We start from the raw sequence: 16,496 nt of genomic DNA, 5'->3' as shown, positions 1-16,496 counted from the left end.
GATGTGGGGCGTGGCATCGCATGAAACGCACGCACCTCCCACTCAACGGCTTGCGCGTGCTCGACGCCGCCGCGCGCCACCTGAGCTTCACGCGCGCCGCCGATGAACTCGCCGTCACCCCCGCCGCGGTCGGGCAGCAGATCCGCGCACTCGAGGATACGCTCGGGGTCGTGCTGTTCCGCCGCACCACCAAGGGGCTCGAACTGACGCCGGAAGGCGAGGCCGGGCTCGCGCCGCTCCGCCACGGCTTCCTCCAGTTCGAGGAGGCCGTCCGCGCGATGCAGGCGGGGCAGACGAGCAAGTCGCTGACGATCGCCGCGCCACGCGATCTGACCGAGAAATGGCTGATACCGCGGCTCGCCGATATCGCGCGCGGCGATGGCGAATTGCGCTTCGTGCTGATCTCCGCCGACGACATGATCGACTTCACCGAAGCCAATCTCGATCTTGCGATCCGCTGGGGCGATGGCCCGGGCGGGCATGAGGGCGAGGCGATCGCCTCGGCCGGAATGGTGACGGTCGAGGCGGCCGGCGGTGGCGTCGATACGCGGATCGCCTGGCCGGGCTGCGTCGACGACGAAGCGACTTCGCTCGTGCGGGTCGGCGACGCAGGCCTTGCGCTCGATGCCGCGGCGCAAGGGCTGGGGCGCGCGACCGTGCCCGAACTGCTCGCCGCTGCCGATCTGGCGAGCGGGCGCGTCGTCGCCTTGGGCGAGGCGAAGGCGTATCGGCTCGGCTATTGGCTCGTCGCGCCGACGCCGCAGTGGCGGCAGAAGAAGGTCAAGACGCTCGTCGCCGCGCTGACGGCATGACGCCGATCCCGGTCCTCGAAACCGCCCGGCTGCGCTTGCGCGAGCGCACCGTCGCAGACGCCGAAGCGCTGTTCGCGAGCTTCGCCGATCCCGAGCTGATGACCTATTGGTCGCACGGCCCGCACGTGTCGGTCGAGCAGACTCGCGCGAAGTTCGCTGAGTCGGACAATGGGTGGCGCGGCTGGGCGATCACGCTGCACGGCGACGATCGCGCGATCGGCTTCGTCGCGGCGGGCGAGAAGCGGCCGGGCGTGGTCGAGATCGGCTATATGCTGGCGCGCGACCAGTGGGGCAGCGGGATCGCACGCGAAGCGGTGCGCGCGGTGCTCGATCAGCTGTTCCGCGTCGAGCAGCAGCGCCGTGTGTTTGCCGATACTGACCCCGACAATACCGCCTCCAACGCGCTGCTCGAATCGCTCGGCTTCCAGCGCGAGGGACGGCTGCGCGCCGAATGGGAAACGCATATCGGGGTCCGCGACACGATCCTGTGGGGACTCCTCGCCAGCGAATGGACGAATCGATGACGCAAGACCCGGCCGCCGCGCCGCCGCCCGATCTCAACGACCCCGTACAGCGCGCCGCCTACAAGGCTGAGCTGCGGATGGTCGCGCGGCCGATCCGCTGGATGGGCGTCGCGCTCGCGGTCGCGGGCGCGCTGCTTGCGGCGTTGCGCGCACGCTATTGGCCGCAAGTGCCGATGATCCTGCCGCTGTTCCTGCTAGGCGTGGCAGCGCTGCATCTGCTCGCGGGGATCGTCGTGCGCGCGAAATACCATCAGGCGCGGATGCGGGGTTAACGCGGCTCCGCGTCGGATGGCGGGGCTTTGGCCGCAGGCTCGTCGCGCGACAGATCGAGGATCTCGATCTTGGGTATGGGTGAGCGCACGCGCATCCGCGAACCGACATAGGTCGTCCAGGTTGCGGTATAGGTATAACGCTCGACCCGCGGCGCCGATTGGATCCCGGCGCCGAGCGGTGCGTAGCGGCGTCCGTTGATCGCGGTCAGCACGGGCTTGATCCATTCACCTGACAGCTTCGGGCTCTGGCGCAGCACTTCGGCGGTGCTGACCTTGCCGTCGGCGCCGACCTCGAAGCCGATATCGACCCATTGCCCGTCGAAATCACCCATCGCCATCTTGCCGAGCGTCTCGCCGCTTCCGCTTTCCATTCCCGACAGATCGGGCTGCTTGATCTCGGGCGCATAGAGCAGCACCGGCGACGTCGCGCCGACCGCGAGCGCCCGGTAAATGTCGATCAGCCGGTCGATCGCGTCGGGGTCGCCATTCTTGACGCCGAGCTTGGCTTTCAGGAGCTTGGCCGCGCCGACAAAGGGCGCCGCCGCCGGATCGGTCAGCGCGACGACGGTATCGCACGCCTTGATCGCCGATACGTAATAGCCGTCGTTGCGCGTCCGCGAGATCGCGGAATAGGCACTCGCGACGCGCAGCAGCGCATAGCCCTCGACATGGCCAAGGTGGAGATCATGCGCCTGGCGCGCGACCTTCTTGTACATGTCGAGCGCGCTGTCGGATTGCCCGGTCTTGAGGAAGGCGTCGCCGAGTTCGACGCGCGCATCGAGCACGCGCGGATCGGTTTCGGGCAAGCCGGCCTTGAGCGCGCTGACGACGTCGAGCGCGCCCGAGCGATACGATTCTGCCTCGCCGAGATGCACCGCAACGCGCGAATTGGCGCGCAGCAGGTCTGAGACGGGGACGGGATAGGTCTTGGCAAACCGCTGGTTGCGGCCGATCGATTTGGCCATCACTGCGCGTGCAGCCTTGTAATCGCCCGCGACGAACTGCGTCTCGGCCACCGCGAGCGTGGCAGCGATATCGCGATCGGGCGGGCAGTGCTGCTCGAGGCAGCGCGCCAATCCGGCTTGCGCATCCTTGAGCGAAATTCCGGTGACCACGATGTCGGGGCCGGAGGTGGGAACGGGGGGCGCTTGCTGCGCCAGCACGGGTGCTGCGGAGGCGAGCGCGATGAGCGCGAGGATTTGCTGTCGAACCATTGCACCGTCGCCTCGCCTGTCTTGTGGAAGGCTATCGCTGGTCGCGCAGAAGGTCCATCCCGCGGGGCGCGGGAACTTTCTTATTTATCTGCCGCTTGCAGCGAGATCCACCGCCCTGCTGACCAATGCCACGAAGCGTGCATCGTCGACCGCCGCCGCGGGATCGTTCCAGCTTGCCGCCAGCGCATACCAGGCGCCCGCCTTGGACTGCAGCAACAGCGTCATCACGATCACTCCCGGCTCCGACCCGCCCTTGTAGCCGACATAGCCCCAGCGCGCCGCTTGCGCCGGGCCGACCCCGGGGTTGACGCCGAGGATCGCGCGAGCCTCCGCGCCGGGGCCGGTTTCGGTGTTGCGGCGGATCCAGTCCATCGTGCGAACGAGGTCGGCGGGGCTGGCGAACCATTCGATGTCGAGCATTACCGGTACGCCCCGCTGGAACATCCGCGGGTCGATCGCGCCCAGCGGCGTTGCGGCGATGTCCTTGGCGAGCAGCGCACGGCGTCCCGCTTCGTCGAGCGCCAGCCATCGCTTGCCGAGTGCTCCGCCCGGAATCCCCTTGAGCTTGAAGACGTCGAGTGTGCCGAGCAGCGGGCGATTGCGCGCAGCATGGCGCCAGCCGATCACCGGTAACATCGCCTCGACCTTCGCGCGGCCGAGCGCTGCGAGCAGGATGTCGGTCGCGCTGTTGTCGCTGACCGAGATCATCTTCTGCGCGAGTTCGCGCAGCGTGACCTTGGTGCCCGCAGGCTGCTGCGTATAAAACCCGCCGGGGAGCGGGGCGCCGTCGAGCGTGACGAGATCGTCCCACCGCCGTTCGCCCGCATTGGTTGCGCGGATCGCCTCCGACAGGATGGCGAGCTTGAACGCCGAGCCGATCGCGAAGTCGGTGTCCGGCTTGGTCGCTTGCATCACGCTCGGCGTGCCGTCGCCGAGTCGTGCGAGCGCGAACCCGGCGACGCCCGGCAGCGTGCCGATCGTCGCGACGATCTGGTCGAGCGATGCCTCGCGCGAGGTCGTGCCCGTGACGAGCAGGCCGGTGATGCGATGCGCCGCGCTCGGCTCGACCGTCATCGTCATCGCCACGCTTCCACGCGCATAGCGGACGGTGAGACTGGCTTTCTGCGGAGTCGCAGCAGTCAGCGACTCGATCGCCAGCGGCGCACCGAAGGCCTCCGACAATTGCTTGGCGATCGTGCGGATCTTCGCGTCGGGGATTTGCGCCAGGAAAGTCGGGTCGAACTCCGCCGCGGTGTCGCCGCCGCCGCCGAGGATCCCGAGCAGCGCCTGCGCGCGCGTGCGGAGCGGGTCGCTCGGCATGGTCGCCGCCGCCGGCGGGGTCTGCGCAACGGCGGGCGCACCCAGGCCCAAGACCGCTACCAGCAAAACGACCTTGCGAATCATCGTGTGTCCCCCGTCACATAGCCTGGATCGCAGCGTATCGCAGCGGTGCGGGGTCGGGAAGCCTCGCTCAGGCGTCGATCGCCGCTTCGTCGAGCCGCGCGGCATTTTCCTGGATGAAGGCGAAACGGTGCGCGGGGTTGGTGCCCATCAGCCGGTCGACCAGATCCTTGACGCCCGCACGCTCCTCATATTCCTGCGGCAGCGTGATCCGCAGCATCGCGCGCGACTTGGGATCCATCGTCGTTTCGCGCAGCTGCATCGGGTTCATCTCGCCGAGCCCCTTGAAGCGCCCGATCTCGACCTTCTTGCCCTTGAACTCGGTCCGCTCGAGCTTTTCGCGATGCGCATCGTCCATCGCGTAGAGGCTCTTGGTGCCCGAGGTGAGGCGGTAGAGCGGCGGCTGCGCGAGATAGACGTGCCCCGCGCGGACGATCTCGGGCATTTCCTGGAAGAAGAAGGTCATCAACAGCGTGGCGATATGCGCGCCGTCGACGTCTGCGTCGGTCATGATGACGACGCGTTCGTAGCGCAGGTTTTCAGCCACGCATGTCTTGCGCGTCCCGCAGCCGAGCGCCTGGATCAGATCGGCGATTTCCGAATTGCCCGCGATCTTGGCCATCGTCGCCGACGCCACGTTGAGGATCTTGCCGCGGATCGGCAGGATCGCCTGCGTCTTGCGATCGCGCGCCTGCTTGGCCGAGCCACCGGCCGAATCCCCCTCGACGATAAAGATCTCGGTGCCCTCGGGTCCGGCCGAGGCGCAGTCGGTGAGCTTGCCGGGCAGGCGGAGCTTGCGCGCGCTGGTCGCGGTCTTGCGCTTGACCTCGCGCTCGGCTTTGCGCGCGAGCCGCTCGTCCATCCGCTCGATGACATAGGTCAGCAGCGCCTTGCCGCGCTCCATATTGTTGCTGAGGAAATGGTCGAAATGGTCGCGCACCGCTTTTTCGACGAGCGGCGTCGCCTCGGGGCTCGAGAGCCGGTCCTTGGTCTGGCTCTGGAATTGCGGATCGCGGATGAAGACCGAGAGCATCAGCTCGCTGCCGGTCATGATGTCCTCGGCCGAGATTTCCTTGGCCTTCTTCTGCCCGACCAGCTCGCCGAACGCGCGGATGCCCTTGACGAGCGCGTTGCGCAGCCCCGCTTCGTGCGTGCCGCCATCGGGGGTCGGGATGGTGTTGCAATACCAGCTGTACGAGCCGTCGCTCCACAGCGGCCACGCGACAGCGCATTCGACGCGACCCGCCGCGCCGGGGAAATCCTGGCGCGTGACGAAGAAGTCGCTCGTCGCGCACTCGCGCGCGCCGACTTGTTCGCGCAAGTGATCGGCAAGGCCGCCGGGGAACTGGAACACCGCTTCGGCCGGCGTGTCGTCGCTGATCAGTTCGGGCGCGCACTTCCAGCGGATCTCGACGCCCGCGAACAGATACGCCTTCGAGCGCGCGAGCTTGTGCAGCCGCGCGGGCTTGAAGCTCATCTCGGGGCCGAAGATCTGCTCGTCGGGGATGAAGCTGACCATCGTGCCGCGCCGGTTGGGTGCCGCGCCGACATGCTCGATCGGCCCGAGCGTCTCGCCGCGCGAGAAACGCTGGCGGTAGAGCTCGCGGTTGCGCGCGACCTCGACGATCGTGTCCGACGACAGCGCATTGACGACGCTGACGCCGACGCCGTGCAGACCGCCCGACGTCGCATAGGCCTTGCCGTCGAACTTGCCGCCCGAGTGCAGCGTGGACAGGATCACTTCGAGCGCCGACTTGCCGGGAAATTTCGGATGCGGATCGACCGGGATGCCGCGGCCATTGTCGACGATGACCAGCCGGTTGCCCGGATGCAGCTCGATCTCGATCCGCGTGGCGTGCCCCGCGACGGCTTCGTCCATCGCATTGTCGAGCACTTCGGCGGCGAGATGGTGATAGGCGCGCTCGTCGGTGCCGCCGATATACATGCCCGGTCGGCGGCGGACGGGCTCCAACCCCTCGAGCACCTCGATCGAGGAGGCGTCGTAATCGGTCGGCTGGTGTTTGGGGGTGGCGGCGAACAGGTCTTCGGACATGTCCTTGCTATAGGACCGCGGTGGCACCGCTGCCAACCACTGCGTGATGGCGCGGTCGCAGCGGCCGGGTGTGATATTTTCGCATCAACATGACAGAATGTTCATGTCGATGCGGCCAAGCGCCGCGCTCGCACGTCTCTCCTGCGCTGAAGCAGCAACCCAGGAGTTTCCATGCGTACCAAGTCTCTTCTTTCCGCCGCCACCATGCTGGTTGCCGGCCTCGCTTTCGCCGCCCCCGCCCTGGCGCAGGAGGCCGATCCAAAGCCGTTCGACGGCCTGTATGTCGGCGGCACCGTCGGTTTCGACGCGCAGCCCAACGATGTCGGTTCGAGCATCCTGTTCGACCGCAACCGTGACGGCAATTTCAACGAGCTGGTAACGACCGCAGCTGGCGCGAATGCCTTCGCCCCGACCGCTGCGCAGCCCGGCGCCGGTTTTTGCAACGGTCGCGCGACCAGCACCGGCGCGCTGACCGGCTGCACCAACGACAAGGACAATATCAGCTATTCGGGCCGCATCGGCTTCGACAAGCAGTATGGCCATTTCGTGATCGGCGTCGTCGGCGAGTTCGGCAAGAGCCAGGTGCGTGACAGCGTCTCGGGCTTCAGCACGACGCCTGCCAGCTATGTCATGACGCGCAAGGTCGACTTCGACGCCAATGCCCGCCTGCGCGCCGGCTATGCGTTCGACAAGACGCTGTTCTATGCCACCGGTGGCGGCGCCTATGCCAAGACCAAGTCGAGCTTTGCCACGAGCAACACCGCCAATGCCTTCGCCGACAATGGCAGCCGGCATGACGCATGGGGCTTCGTCGCGGGCGGCGGCATCGAGCAGAAGCTCGGTCGTCACTTCTCGATCGGTCTCGAGTATCTGTACAACCAGTATAAGGACGATGAGTATCGCGTTCGTGTGACGCAGGGTACAGCGCCGGCGACCAATCCGTTTGTGCTCGCACCGAACACTGGCGGTACCGACTTCAAGCGCAGCGACGACAAGTTCCGCTGGCACAGCGTGCGTGCGACCGCGAACTTCCGCTTCTAGGAACCGCGACGCGTCACTCCGGGCGTTTCCCGGGGTGACGAACGCAAGCAAACAAAAAGGGGCGCCCGGCATCTGCCGGGCGCCCCTTTTTCGTAACGCTTCGCGTGCGTTCAGCGCGCGCGCGGGCCGCCGAACGGGAGCGGCGGGGCGGGGCGGCGATCGCGGCGCGGCAGCTGCGCCTGATACGCGTGGCCACAATGCCCGACGCAATAGGGGAAACCGGGGTTCACCTTCTCGCCGCAGAAGTGGAAGTCGGGTTCGCCCGGGTGGCCGATCGGCCATTTGCAGATCTTGTCGTTGAGATCGAGCAAGGTCGTCTTGCCCGCCATTTCGGCCGAGGGCTTGGCGGGTACGAGGCGGCGTGGCGGCGCGGGCGTGATCGGCGCTTGCTGCTCGCCGGGTGCCTGGCGCAGGAAGCCGCCGGGGCCGACCGAGCGCAGGATCGGGGGCGCGGGACGCACGACGACGGGGGCTGCGTCAGCCTCGTCGGTGTCGTCGTCGCTATCGGCCTCGACCGCGACCTCCTGTTCTTCAGCCTCGTCTTCGATCTCAGCGACCGGGGGCGCTGCGACGACCGCCGGGCGCGGGGCAGGCGGCGCTGGCTTGGGTGCGGGTGCGACCGGGGCCGCTGCCTTGGGCGGTGCTACTGGTGCGGGCGCGGGGGCCGGCGTCGGTGCGGGCGCGGCGGCGGTGGCGGCCGCTGGCTCGTTCGGCTTGACCGGCGAGGGACGCGACTGCAGGCCAAGGCGGTGCGCCTTGCCGATCACCGCGTTGCGGCTGACGCCACCGAGTTCCTCGGCGATCTGGCTTGCGGTCTGGCCTGCTTCCCAGCGCTTGCGCAGCGTATCGATGCGTTCGTCGGTCCAGCTCATTCAATTTTCCCAATCGTCATGCCGGGGTTGCGGGCGGCGGCGGCAGTCTTTAGCGACACCCCCATGAGCAGCCAGCCCCCAATCGGCGAAATTCGTACCCAAATGAACGCTCCCGGCGTTCCGGTCATCCGGAATGTCAATTGGGGCGGTCTTCGAACGCTCTATATCAAGGAGGTGCGCCGTTTCTTCAAGGTGCAGCTGCAGACGATCTGGGCGCCGGCGATCACGACGCTGCTGTTCCTGATCATTTTCACCGTCGCGACGGGCGGAAAGCGCCCGGTGATGGTCGGTGGGGTCGCGGTTCCCTTCGCTGATTTCATCGCGCCCGGGCTGATCGTGATGGGGATGCTACAGAACGCGTTCGCCAATGCGAGCTTCTCGCTGCTGGTCGGCAAGATCCAGGGGACGATCGTCGATTATCTGATGCCGCCGTTGTCGACCGCCGAGTTGCTCGTCGCGATGGTCGGTGGTGCGGTGACGCGCGCGATTTGCGTCGGGCTTGCCGTGTCGGTCGCGATGGCCTTGTGGCCGGGCGTCCATATCGTGCCCGTCCATCCGCTCGCGATCCTGTGGTTCGGGCTGCTCGGCTCGGCGTTCCTGGCGCTGGTCGGGGTGCTGACCTCGATCTGGGCGGAGAAGTTCGATCATGCCGCCGCCGTGCAGAATTTCGTGATCGCACCGCTGACGCTGCTGTCGGGCACCTTCTATTCAGTCGATACGCTCGCGCCCGCGTTCCGCGCGTTCAGCCATGTGAACCCCTTTTTCTACATCATCTCGGGCTTCCGCTACGGCTTCCTTGGCACCGCCGACTCGCCCGTGCTGGTCGGCGGCGCGGTGATCCTCGCGATCGACGTCGCGCTCGGGACGCTGTGCTACGCGCTGCTGCGCTCGGGCTGGAAGATCAAGAACTGAGGCGTTCCGTGTTGCGCGCGCTTGGCGTAGCGCGCGGGCAGAAGGAGTCGGTGATGCGGATCTGGTGCGCGCTGGGAATGGGGCTGCTCGTTGTGGCGTGCGGCAAGGCTGCGCCAAACGCCGTCCCGACGGCGGGGGCGGGGGCGGGGGCGACGGCGCAAGCCCCGCAGGCACCGCAAGTCCGCATCGCACAAGTCGGCGGGACGGTGTTTGCCGCAACCGTCAGCGGACCCGGCACGGTCGCCGCGCGCGCGGTCGAGGCGATGCCGGGGACCGCGGCACCGGGGGCGAAGGCCGCCAACGCCGGCTATGCCTTGCTCGCCACGCTGCCCTGGGCGGACGCGGCGCGCATCACGCTCGGCGCAAGCGCGCAAATCCGCTTTCCGGCATTCCACGGCGATGTCGTCGTCGGGCGCGTAATCCGGATCGCGCCGCCCAAGGCGGGCGCATCAGAGGTCGAAATCACCTTGCCGCGTGATTCGCGTTTCGCCGCTGGCCAGTCGGCAACCGCGCGAATTGTCGCGACGGGCGCTGGCACGACGATGCTCGCGGTCCCGCCGAGCGCGATCCTCGGTCCGCATACAGGCGCGGCGGCGGTCTATGTCGTCGATCTGGCGAGCGCGCGGGTGCAGCGGCGCGCGGTGACGCTCGGCGAACAGACGCCCGACGGCATCGGCGTAAGCGCCGGGCTGCAAAAGGGCGAGTGGGTCGCGCTGACGCGAGTCGATCAACTCGGCGACGGCATGAAGATCGCGCCGGTCGGCCCGTCGCAATAGCGTCTTCCCGGCCGATGCCGCGCGGTGTTGCGCTTGCGGCGGCATCTTCGTAAAACGGGATTCGGGCGACCGGTTGGGTCGCCCTTTTGCTTTTTCAGGAGACGGCCCGTGTCGACCCCCGCTTTGATGCCTGTGTACCCGCGGTGCGGCGTACGCCCGGTGCGAGGCGAAGGCTGCTATCTGTACGGCGAGCAAGGCGAGCAATATCTCGATTTCGCTGCCGGCATCGCGGTCAACGCGCTTGGCCACGGCCACCCCAAATTGGTTGAGGCGATTGCCAAGCAAGCAGCCACGCTGATGCACGTCTCCAATCTCTACGGTTCGCCGCAGGGCGAGCATCTCGCGCAGCGCATCGTCGAGCATTCGTTCGCCGACACGGTGTTCTTCACCAATTCGGGCACCGAAGCGGTCGAATGCGCGATCAAGACCGCGCGGCGCTATCACTATGCCAACGGCAATCCGCAGCGCACGACGCTGATCACCTTCAACAACGCTTTTCACGGGCGCACGATGGGGGCGATCTCGGCGACCAACCAGCCCAAGATGCGCGACGGCTTCGAACCGCTGCTGCCGGGCTTCGCCTATGCGCCGTTCAACGATCTCGAAGCGGCGCTCGCCCTGATCGACGATACGACGGCTGGCTTCATGGTCGAGACGATCCAGGGCGAGGGCGGCGTCTCGGCGTCGACGATCGAGTTCCTGCAAGGGCTGCGCAAGGCGTGCGACGAGCACGGCCTGCTGCTGGTGCTCGACGAGGTCCAGTGCGGCTATGGCCGGACCGGCAAGATGTGGGCGTATGAACATTACGGCATCACCCCTGACATCCTGTCCTCGGCCAAGGGCATCGCCGGCGGTTTCCCGCTCGGCGCGTGCCTCGCGACCGAGGAAGCCGCCAAGGGGATGGTATTCGGCACGCATGGCTCGACCTATGGCGGCAACCCGCTGGCGATGGCGGCGGGCGAGGCGATCCTCGACGTGATGCTCGAGCCGGGGTTCCTCGAGCATGTGACCGCGATGGGCGAGCGGTTGCGCGCCTCGGTCGAGCAGATGATGCCGAATTACGACCAGATCTTCGACAGCTTGCGCGGCAAGGGTCTGATGTTCGGGATCAAGCTCAAGGATGCCGTCGTCGCACGCGATTTCGTGGCGCATCTGCGCGATCATCACGGGCTGCTGACGGTCGCGGCGGGCGAGAACGTCGTCCGCGTCCTGCCGCCGCTGGTGATCGAGGACGCGCATATCGCCGAGTTCGTCCAGAAGCTGAGCGACGGCGCGCGCGATTTCACGCCCGTGGCGGTGGCGGCGTGAGCTAAAACTCCCTCTCCCTTTGGGAGAGGGAAGGGACCCGCTCGGCGCAGCCGGGTGGGAAGGGTGAGGGCAGCGCACGCCAACACCCTGTCCTCACCCTTCCGCGGCTTCGCCGCTCCCTCCCTCTCCCAGAGGGAGAGGGAATTAAGGATTTAGGATGCGTAACTTCCTCTCGCTTTCCGATGCCGGCCCTGACGGCGTGGCCGCGATGCTGGCCGATGCGCTCGACCGCAAGGCGGCGCGCGCCGGCCGGCCCAAGGGCAAGCCCGATGCCGACGCGCCGCTCGCCGGCCACACGCTCGCGATGGTGTTTGAAAAGAGCTCGACTCGTACGCGTGTGTCGTTCGACATGGCGATCCGCCAGCTCGGCGGCAGCTCGGTGATCCTCGACTCCGGCACCACGCAGCTTGGCCGCGGCGAGACCGTTGCCGACACCGCGCGCGTGCTGTCGGGCTATTGCGACGCGATCATGCTGCGTACCGACGATCACGCCAAGCTCGAGGAAATGGCACAGTATGCGACGATCCCCGTCATCAACGGCCTGACCGACGATTCGCATCCGTGCCAGATCATGGCCGACCTGCTGACGATTCTCGAGGCGGGCAAACCGCTCCCCGGGCTCAAGGTCGCCTGGCTCGGCGATGGCAACAACGTCCTCGCCTCGATCGTCGAGGCCGCCGGGCTGATGCAGTTCGACGTCGTCGCGGCGTGCCCGCAAGGGTTCCAGCCCGACGATGCCGTGATCGGCCGCGGCGCGGGGCGCGCGCGCGTCGTCTCGGACCCCGCCGAGGCGGTGGCGGGTGCCGATGTCGTCATCACCGATACCTGGATCTCGATGGGGCAGGCGCATGCCGACACCAAGCTCAAGGCGATGCTGCCGTATCAAGTCGACGCCGCGCTGATGGCGCAGGCCAATCCAGCAGCGGTGTTCCTCCACTGCCTCCCCGCGCATCGCGGCGAGGAGGTGACGCCCGAGGTGATCGACGGGCCGCAATCGTTGATCTGGCCCGAGGCGGAGAACCGGCTGCATGCGCAGAAATCGGTGCTGCGCTGGTGCTTCGGTCAGATCGGTTGAACCCGCGCTGAGCGTCCACCATATCCGTCATCCCGGCGAAAGCCGGGATCTCCTGGCTGTAGGGCGCTCCCGAGCCCCATGAGACCCCAGCGTTCGCTGGGGTGACGAAAGTTTGCGATGACCGATCCGATCACCACCGACACCGACCGCGCGCTCGGCTTCACCATCCCGCAGCGCCACGCGCGCGGTCGCATCGTGCGGCTCGGGCCGGTGCTCGACACCATCCTCGCCGCACACGCTTACCCGCCTGCGATCGAGGCGTTGCTCGCCGAGGCACTGACGCTCGCCGCGTTGATCGGCTCGACGCTCAAGGATGCCGGCGGTCAGCTGACGATGCAGGCGCAGACGCAGAACGGTATCGTCACGCTGCTGGTGTGCGATTATCGCGGCGGCGAACTGCGCGGCTATGTCCAATACGATGCCGAGCGGCTCGCCGCAGGGCCGGAAGAGCCGAGCCTGTTCGCGCTGTTCGGTGCAGGCTATCTCGCGATCACCTTCGACCAGGCGACGACGGGCGAGCGCTATCAGGGCATCGTCCCGCTCGACGGCAGCTCGCTGAGCGAAGCGGCCGAGCATTATTTCCTCCAGTCCGAGCAGATCCCGACGCTGGTGCGCGTTGGCGTCGGTCGCGCGGCGGACGGCAAGCGCGTCGCGGGCGGGCTGCTGCTCCAGCATCTCCCCGAGGGCGAGGATGGCCGCGAGCGGCTCCACACCCGGCTCGACCATCCCGAGTGGGAGCATGTCGCGATCCTGGGTGGGACGATGGCGGCCGACGAACTTGCCGACCCGGCGCTGCCGCTCGAGACGCTCGTCTGGCGCCTGTTCAACGAGGAGGAGGAAGTCCGCCTCCACGGCGAGACCGCGTTCGCGCGCGGCTGCCGCTGCTCGCCCGATTACATCGCGCAAGTGCTCGGCAAATTCCCGCCATCCGAGCAGCAGGCGATGGCCGATGAGAACGGCGTGATCTTCGTCGATTGCGCGTTTTGCGCGACCAAATTCCCCGTTCCCGCCGCGAGCGAGATCGTTACGTAAACGCATTGTAACAGGCCGGGTGTATCCCCAGATACGCGTCTGGAAGCGAGCCGGCCGTGCGGAGGCGCGCCGCCGGACAGGGATCGATACAATGCAAGTGCGAAACGTGGTGCGCGCGATGATTGCGGGCTTGGCAGCGACGGGCGGCTTGGCCGCCGCAGCGCCAGCGGGCGCGCCGACACTGGCCGCGCTGGCGCGGATCGAACCGGGTGAATGGCAGTTCAAGGCGCTCGATAGCGATGCGCCGCCGCGGTCGATCTGCATCGCCGATGCACGCCCGCTTATCCAGTTCGGGCATGGCAACGCGCAGTGCCAGCACAAAGTCCTGGTCGACGATGCCAATGTCGCGCGGGTGACCTATGTCTGCCCCGGGACCGGCCATGGGCAGACCAGCGTCAAGGTCGCGACGCAGCGCAATTTCAATCTCGAGACGCAGGGCATTCTGAGCGGTGCGCCGTTCGACGAGCAATATGAGGCGCGTCGCGTCGGCGACTGCGCGGCAGGTGTCGCGCGCCTTAAGTGATCGCGGTAAAGGTCTTTTCAATCTTTCGGCACTAGGACGGGTTCGTGCAATTCTTGTGAGCGCACGCTTTTCTCCCAATCGCCCAGAGATGGGCATCCCCTGGGCCGCCTAAGGGCGGCCCGTTTTTCTGACGGGGCTATACTTGCGTAATGCGAGGGCGAGGGGTACCCGCGGGAGATTATGACAAACGAAAACATTTCGGCAGCGCCTGCAGGCGCCGCACCGCTTGCGGTCGTCTTGGTCTCAGGCGGTCTTGATTCGATGGTCGCGGCGGCCTTTGCGCGCGAGGCGGGCTATCGGCTGCTCGCGCTGTCGGTCGATTATAACCAGCGGCATCGGCTCGAGCTCGCTTCGGCGCGGCGGATCGCGCATGTGCTCGGCGCCGAGCGACACGTCATGTTGCCGCTCGATCTCGCGGCGTTCGGCGGATCGGCGCTGACCGCCGATATCGACGTGCCCAAGGACGGCGTCCAGCCGGGGATCCCGGTGACCTATGTGCCGGCGCGCAACACGATCTTCCTCAGCCTTGCGCTCGGCTGGGCCGAAGCGGCGGGCGCGCGCGATCTGTTCATCGGCGTTAATGCGCTCGATTATTCGGGCTATCCCGATTGCCGTCCCGAATTCATCGCTGCGTTCGAGGGGCTTGCCGAACTTGCCACCAAGGCAGGCGTCGAGGGCAGCCCGTTCCGCATCCATGCGCCGTTACAGGACATGACCAAGGCCGACATCGTCCGCGAAGCGGCGCGGTTGAAGATCGATCCGGCGCTCAGCTGGTCGTGCTACGACCCCGCGCCGGGTGGGTTGCATTGCGGCGTGTGCGACAGCTGCCGGTTGCGCAAGAAGGGCTTCGCGGAAGCCGGGTTTCCCGATCCCACCGCCTACGCGGTCTGATCCGATGTCGTACGCGGTCAAGGAAATGTTCCTCACGCTGCAGGGCGAAGGCGTGCAGGCCGGGCGGCGCGCGGTGTTCGTCCGCTTTGCCGGGTGCAATCTGTGGTCGGGGCGCGAGCAGGACCGCGCGAGCGCGATTTGCCGCTTCTGCGATACCGATTTCGTCGGGACCGACGGCGCGGGCGGCGCGAAATTCGCCGATGCGGTCGAACTGGTCGCGGCGGTCGCGGACTTCTGGGGCGCTGACCCGGCGCATCGCTTCGTCGTGCTCACCGGCGGCGAGCCGATGCTGCAAGTCGACGATGCCTTGGTCGACACGCTCCACGCCGCGGGTTTCGAGATCGCAATCGAAAGCAACGGGACGCTCGCGGTACATCCCGGGATCGACTGGGTGTGCATCAGCCCCAAGGCCGGGAGCGAAGTTGTCCAGCGCAGCGGCGACGAATTGAAGCTCGTCTGGCCGCAGCCGGGCAGCGATGTCGCCGAGTTCGAAAGCTGGGACTTCGCGCATCATCTGATCCAACCGCTCGACAGCATCGCTGCCGAGGCCAATCACGCCGCCGCGATCGACCTCGTCATGGCGCGCCCGCAGTGGCGGCTGACGCTGCAGGCGCACAAGGCGCTGGGCCTGCGCTGAGGCAGGCCCCGACGCACCGCGTCAGCGGAACGTCGTCGAGAATTCCCCGCACTTGCGCTGGAGCCAGGTGCCGCGCTTGTCCCAGCACACGTCGTCGAGCCGCGGCAGCGACAGCCGCGTGTCGACGCGGACGCGGCGCGCGAAGCGTTCCTCGCCGAACGGGATGAGCGCATTGCGCAGCGAACTCATGTCGCGCACCGCCACCTTGTACAGCTCGCCGCGCGGTGCGTAAGCCGCATCGGTCGCGACGGCTGCCGCGGTCTGGCAGAAGCCGAGCTGCGCGTTGACCGTGGTGAACGCCGAATAGGTCTTCGTGCCATAGCGGTCCATCGCCGCCTGGCCGGGCTTGAGGCCCTTGTTTACGCGCGTGAAATATTTGGTCAGGATGTCGAGCGACTTCTTGAACTCGTCCTTATGATTGATCAGCGAGATGTTGTAATTCTCGACCGTCAACAGGCTCGGTTCGAACTGGCACTGCAGCGCCGCGACGTTGAGTGCCGAGCGCATGTTCCACACCAGGTTCGCCCGAACTTCCTCGTCGGTTGCACCCGGCAGCGTCGGCAGGCCGGGCTCGTCGCCGCGGATCGGTGGGCCACTGAAATCATGCGGTTTGAAAAAGAACTGTGCCGACGCAGGGGTGACGGCGAGGGCGGCGCCCGCGATTGCGGTGATCGCAGCCAGTTTACGCAACACGGTCATTGAAAGCCTCTCGTTAACGATGCTGCGATTACGGCTTTTTGACGCGCAACCCAACTCTTTTCGTTTCATCGCATGCCGATGCCCGGGCGTTCTGCGCTGGAATCGAAAGGGCCGCCCGGTTGCCCGGACGGCCCTCGCCATAATCGTTCCCTGACGGGAAGATTACATTGCGTTGGTGGTGGTCGTGGTCGTGGTGTTCGAGGTCATCATGGTGTCGTTTGCCATCATGCCTTCGTTGCCAGCGGCGTCGGTCGACGTCATCGTGTCGTTGGTCGTCGCGCCCATCGTGTCGGTCGAGTTCATGTCGGTGACCATCGTGTTGTCGGTCGTCGTCGTCTCGGTCTTCGGGGTGCATGCCGAAATCGCGATCGCCGCAACAGCGATCATCGAACCAGCAGCGACCTTGGAAATGAATGCACGCATTGGAAAGCTCCCTAGATAAATGGTTGGTTGG

General features: G+C 66.8%; 18 protein-coding genes. 12 read left to right on the top strand and 6 right to left on the bottom strand.

Annotation, left to right across the window (positions count from 1 at the left end):
- Positions 1 to 20 precede the first annotated feature (20 nt).
- The 3 genes from IE187_RS05565 to IE187_RS05555 are packed head-to-tail and all read left to right on the top strand — an operon-like array spanning position 21 to position 1,608.
- Positions 21 to 812, top strand: a complete 792-nt coding sequence (locus tag IE187_RS05565) for a LysR family transcriptional regulator (RefSeq protein WP_189675383.1) — start codon at positions 21 to 23, stop codon at positions 810 to 812.
- Entirely contained in the window at positions 809 to 1,336 is a 528-nt protein-coding gene (locus IE187_RS05560; RefSeq protein ID WP_189675382.1) for a GNAT family N-acetyltransferase, read from the top strand. Before IE187_RS05565 ends, IE187_RS05560 begins: the two co-directional genes overlap by 4 nt.
- Positions 1,333 to 1,608 (top strand): hypothetical protein, encoded by a 276-nt coding sequence (locus IE187_RS05555; protein WP_133189761.1) that lies wholly within the window; start codon positions 1,333 to 1,335, stop codon positions 1,606 to 1,608. The genes IE187_RS05560 and IE187_RS05555 overlap by 4 nt, the downstream gene beginning before the upstream one ends.
- Here IE187_RS05555 and IE187_RS05550 read toward each other — a convergent pair.
- The 3 genes from IE187_RS05550 to parE form a co-directional block, all read right to left on the bottom strand.
- The gene (locus IE187_RS05550) at positions 1,605 to 2,822 is read right to left on the bottom strand and encodes a tetratricopeptide repeat protein (RefSeq protein ID WP_189675381.1); all 1,218 of its coding nucleotides are present in this window, start codon (positions 2,820 to 2,822) and stop codon (positions 1,605 to 1,607) included. The two genes, IE187_RS05555 and IE187_RS05550, sit on opposite strands and share 4 nt — an antisense overlap.
- 84 nt (positions 2,823 to 2,906) lie before the next feature.
- Positions 2,907 to 4,226 (bottom strand): serine hydrolase, encoded by a 1,320-nt coding sequence (locus IE187_RS05545; protein WP_189675380.1) that lies wholly within the window; start codon positions 4,224 to 4,226, stop codon positions 2,907 to 2,909.
- Between the two features lie 67 nt (positions 4,227 to 4,293).
- A complete protein-coding gene (gene parE, locus IE187_RS05540) occupies positions 4,294 to 6,276 on the bottom strand; it encodes a DNA topoisomerase IV subunit B (RefSeq protein ID WP_189675379.1) in 1,983 nt (660 codons plus the stop codon).
- A gap of 171 nt (positions 6,277 to 6,447) precedes the next feature.
- Between parE and IE187_RS05535 the strand changes: the two genes are divergently transcribed.
- A complete protein-coding gene (locus tag IE187_RS05535; protein WP_189675378.1) occupies positions 6,448 to 7,317 on the top strand; it encodes an outer membrane protein in 870 nt (289 codons plus the stop codon).
- 110 nt (positions 7,318 to 7,427) lie between these two features.
- On the opposite strand, the gene IE187_RS05530 is transcribed toward IE187_RS05535, so the two are convergent.
- A complete protein-coding gene (locus IE187_RS05530; protein WP_189675377.1) occupies positions 7,428 to 8,189 on the bottom strand; it encodes a GcrA family cell cycle regulator in 762 nt (253 codons plus the stop codon).
- Between the two features lie 63 nt (positions 8,190 to 8,252).
- On the opposite strand from IE187_RS05530, the gene IE187_RS05525 reads away from it, so the two are divergent.
- From IE187_RS05525 to queE, 8 genes are all read left to right on the top strand, one after another.
- Entirely contained in the window at positions 8,253 to 9,101 is an 849-nt protein-coding gene (locus tag IE187_RS05525) for an ABC transporter permease (protein ID WP_133189749.1), read from the top strand.
- Positions 9,102 to 9,154: 53 nt separating this feature from the next.
- A complete protein-coding gene (locus tag IE187_RS05520) occupies positions 9,155 to 9,877 on the top strand; it encodes an efflux RND transporter periplasmic adaptor subunit (RefSeq protein ID WP_189675376.1) in 723 nt (240 codons plus the stop codon).
- Positions 9,878 to 9,985: 108 nt separating this feature from the next.
- Positions 9,986 to 11,185, top strand: coding sequence for an aspartate aminotransferase family protein (locus tag IE187_RS05515; RefSeq protein ID WP_189675375.1), 1,200 nt, complete (start codon positions 9,986 to 9,988; stop codon positions 11,183 to 11,185).
- 157 nt (positions 11,186 to 11,342) lie between these two features.
- Positions 11,343 to 12,260: an ornithine carbamoyltransferase gene (gene argF, locus IE187_RS05510; protein WP_133189743.1), complete on the top strand. Its 918-nt coding sequence runs from the start codon at positions 11,343 to 11,345 to the stop codon at positions 12,258 to 12,260.
- Between the two features lie 117 nt (positions 12,261 to 12,377).
- Positions 12,378 to 13,292 (top strand): Hsp33 family molecular chaperone HslO, encoded by a 915-nt coding sequence (hslO, locus tag IE187_RS05505; protein WP_189675374.1) that lies wholly within the window; start codon positions 12,378 to 12,380, stop codon positions 13,290 to 13,292.
- A 91-nt stretch (positions 13,293 to 13,383) separates the two neighbouring features.
- Positions 13,384 to 13,815, top strand: a complete 432-nt coding sequence (locus tag IE187_RS05500; RefSeq protein ID WP_133189739.1) for a DUF3617 domain-containing protein — start codon at positions 13,384 to 13,386, stop codon at positions 13,813 to 13,815.
- A 180-nt stretch (positions 13,816 to 13,995) separates the two neighbouring features.
- Entirely contained in the window at positions 13,996 to 14,706 is a 711-nt protein-coding gene (gene queC, locus IE187_RS05495) for a 7-cyano-7-deazaguanine synthase QueC (protein WP_133189737.1), read from the top strand.
- Between the two features lie 4 nt (positions 14,707 to 14,710).
- Positions 14,711 to 15,343: a 7-carboxy-7-deazaguanine synthase gene (queE, locus tag IE187_RS05490; protein ID WP_189675373.1), complete on the top strand. Its 633-nt coding sequence runs from the start codon at positions 14,711 to 14,713 to the stop codon at positions 15,341 to 15,343.
- A gap of 21 nt (positions 15,344 to 15,364) precedes the next feature.
- On the opposite strand, the gene IE187_RS05485 is transcribed toward queE, so the two are convergent.
- On the bottom strand, positions 15,365 to 16,042 hold the full coding sequence (locus tag IE187_RS05485) for a hypothetical protein (protein WP_133189733.1): 678 nt from the start codon (positions 16,040 to 16,042) through the stop codon (positions 15,365 to 15,367).
- Positions 16,043 to 16,204: 162 nt separating this feature from the next.
- The gene (locus IE187_RS05480; protein ID WP_189675372.1) at positions 16,205 to 16,465 is read right to left on the bottom strand and encodes a hypothetical protein; all 261 of its coding nucleotides are present in this window, start codon (positions 16,463 to 16,465) and stop codon (positions 16,205 to 16,207) included.
- Positions 16,466 to 16,496: the final 31 nt, after the last annotated feature.

It is taken from the genome of Sphingomonas glacialis, assembly GCF_014653575.1.
Classification (GTDB): domain Bacteria; phylum Pseudomonadota; class Alphaproteobacteria; order Sphingomonadales; family Sphingomonadaceae; genus Sphingomonas; species Sphingomonas glacialis.
The sequence above is the reverse complement of the archived record's forward strand: the minus strand, read 5'-3'. Positions and strand labels throughout refer to the sequence as shown.

Excerpts from the sequence above, each read along its gene's own strand:
- IE187_RS05565 (WP_189675383.1), top strand. The coding sequence starts at position 21 with ATGAAACGCACGCACCTCCCACTCAACGGCTTGCGCGTGCTCGACGCC.
- IE187_RS05560 (WP_189675382.1), top strand. The coding sequence starts at position 809 with ATGACGCCGATCCCGGTCCTCGAAACCGCCCGGCTGCGCTTGCGCGAG.
- IE187_RS05555 (WP_133189761.1), top strand. The coding sequence starts at position 1,333 with ATGACGCAAGACCCGGCCGCCGCGCCGCCGCCCGATCTCAACGACCCC.
- IE187_RS05550 (WP_189675381.1), bottom strand. The coding sequence starts at position 2,822 with ATGGTTCGACAGCAAATCCTCGCGCTCATCGCGCTCGCCTCCGCAGCA.
- IE187_RS05545 (WP_189675380.1), bottom strand. The coding sequence starts at position 4,226 with ATGATTCGCAAGGTCGTTTTGCTGGTAGCGGTCTTGGGCCTGGGTGCG.
- parE (WP_189675379.1), bottom strand. The coding sequence starts at position 6,276 with ATGTCCGAAGACCTGTTCGCCGCCACCCCCAAACACCAGCCGACCGAT.
- IE187_RS05535 (WP_189675378.1), top strand. The coding sequence starts at position 6,448 with ATGCGTACCAAGTCTCTTCTTTCCGCCGCCACCATGCTGGTTGCCGGC.
- IE187_RS05530 (WP_189675377.1), bottom strand. The coding sequence starts at position 8,189 with ATGAGCTGGACCGACGAACGCATCGATACGCTGCGCAAGCGCTGGGAA.
- IE187_RS05525 (WP_133189749.1), top strand. The coding sequence starts at position 8,253 with ATGAGCAGCCAGCCCCCAATCGGCGAAATTCGTACCCAAATGAACGCT.
- IE187_RS05520 (WP_189675376.1), top strand. The coding sequence starts at position 9,155 with ATGCGGATCTGGTGCGCGCTGGGAATGGGGCTGCTCGTTGTGGCGTGC.
- argF (WP_133189743.1), top strand. The coding sequence starts at position 11,343 with ATGCGTAACTTCCTCTCGCTTTCCGATGCCGGCCCTGACGGCGTGGCC.
- hslO (WP_189675374.1), top strand. The coding sequence starts at position 12,378 with ATGACCGATCCGATCACCACCGACACCGACCGCGCGCTCGGCTTCACC.
- IE187_RS05500 (WP_133189739.1), top strand. The coding sequence starts at position 13,384 with ATGCAAGTGCGAAACGTGGTGCGCGCGATGATTGCGGGCTTGGCAGCG.
- queC (WP_133189737.1), top strand. The coding sequence starts at position 13,996 with ATGACAAACGAAAACATTTCGGCAGCGCCTGCAGGCGCCGCACCGCTT.
- queE (WP_189675373.1), top strand. The coding sequence starts at position 14,711 with ATGTCGTACGCGGTCAAGGAAATGTTCCTCACGCTGCAGGGCGAAGGC.
- IE187_RS05485 (WP_133189733.1), bottom strand. The coding sequence starts at position 16,042 with ATGACCGTGTTGCGTAAACTGGCTGCGATCACCGCAATCGCGGGCGCC.
- IE187_RS05480 (WP_189675372.1), bottom strand. The coding sequence starts at position 16,465 with ATGCGTGCATTCATTTCCAAGGTCGCTGCTGGTTCGATGATCGCTGTT.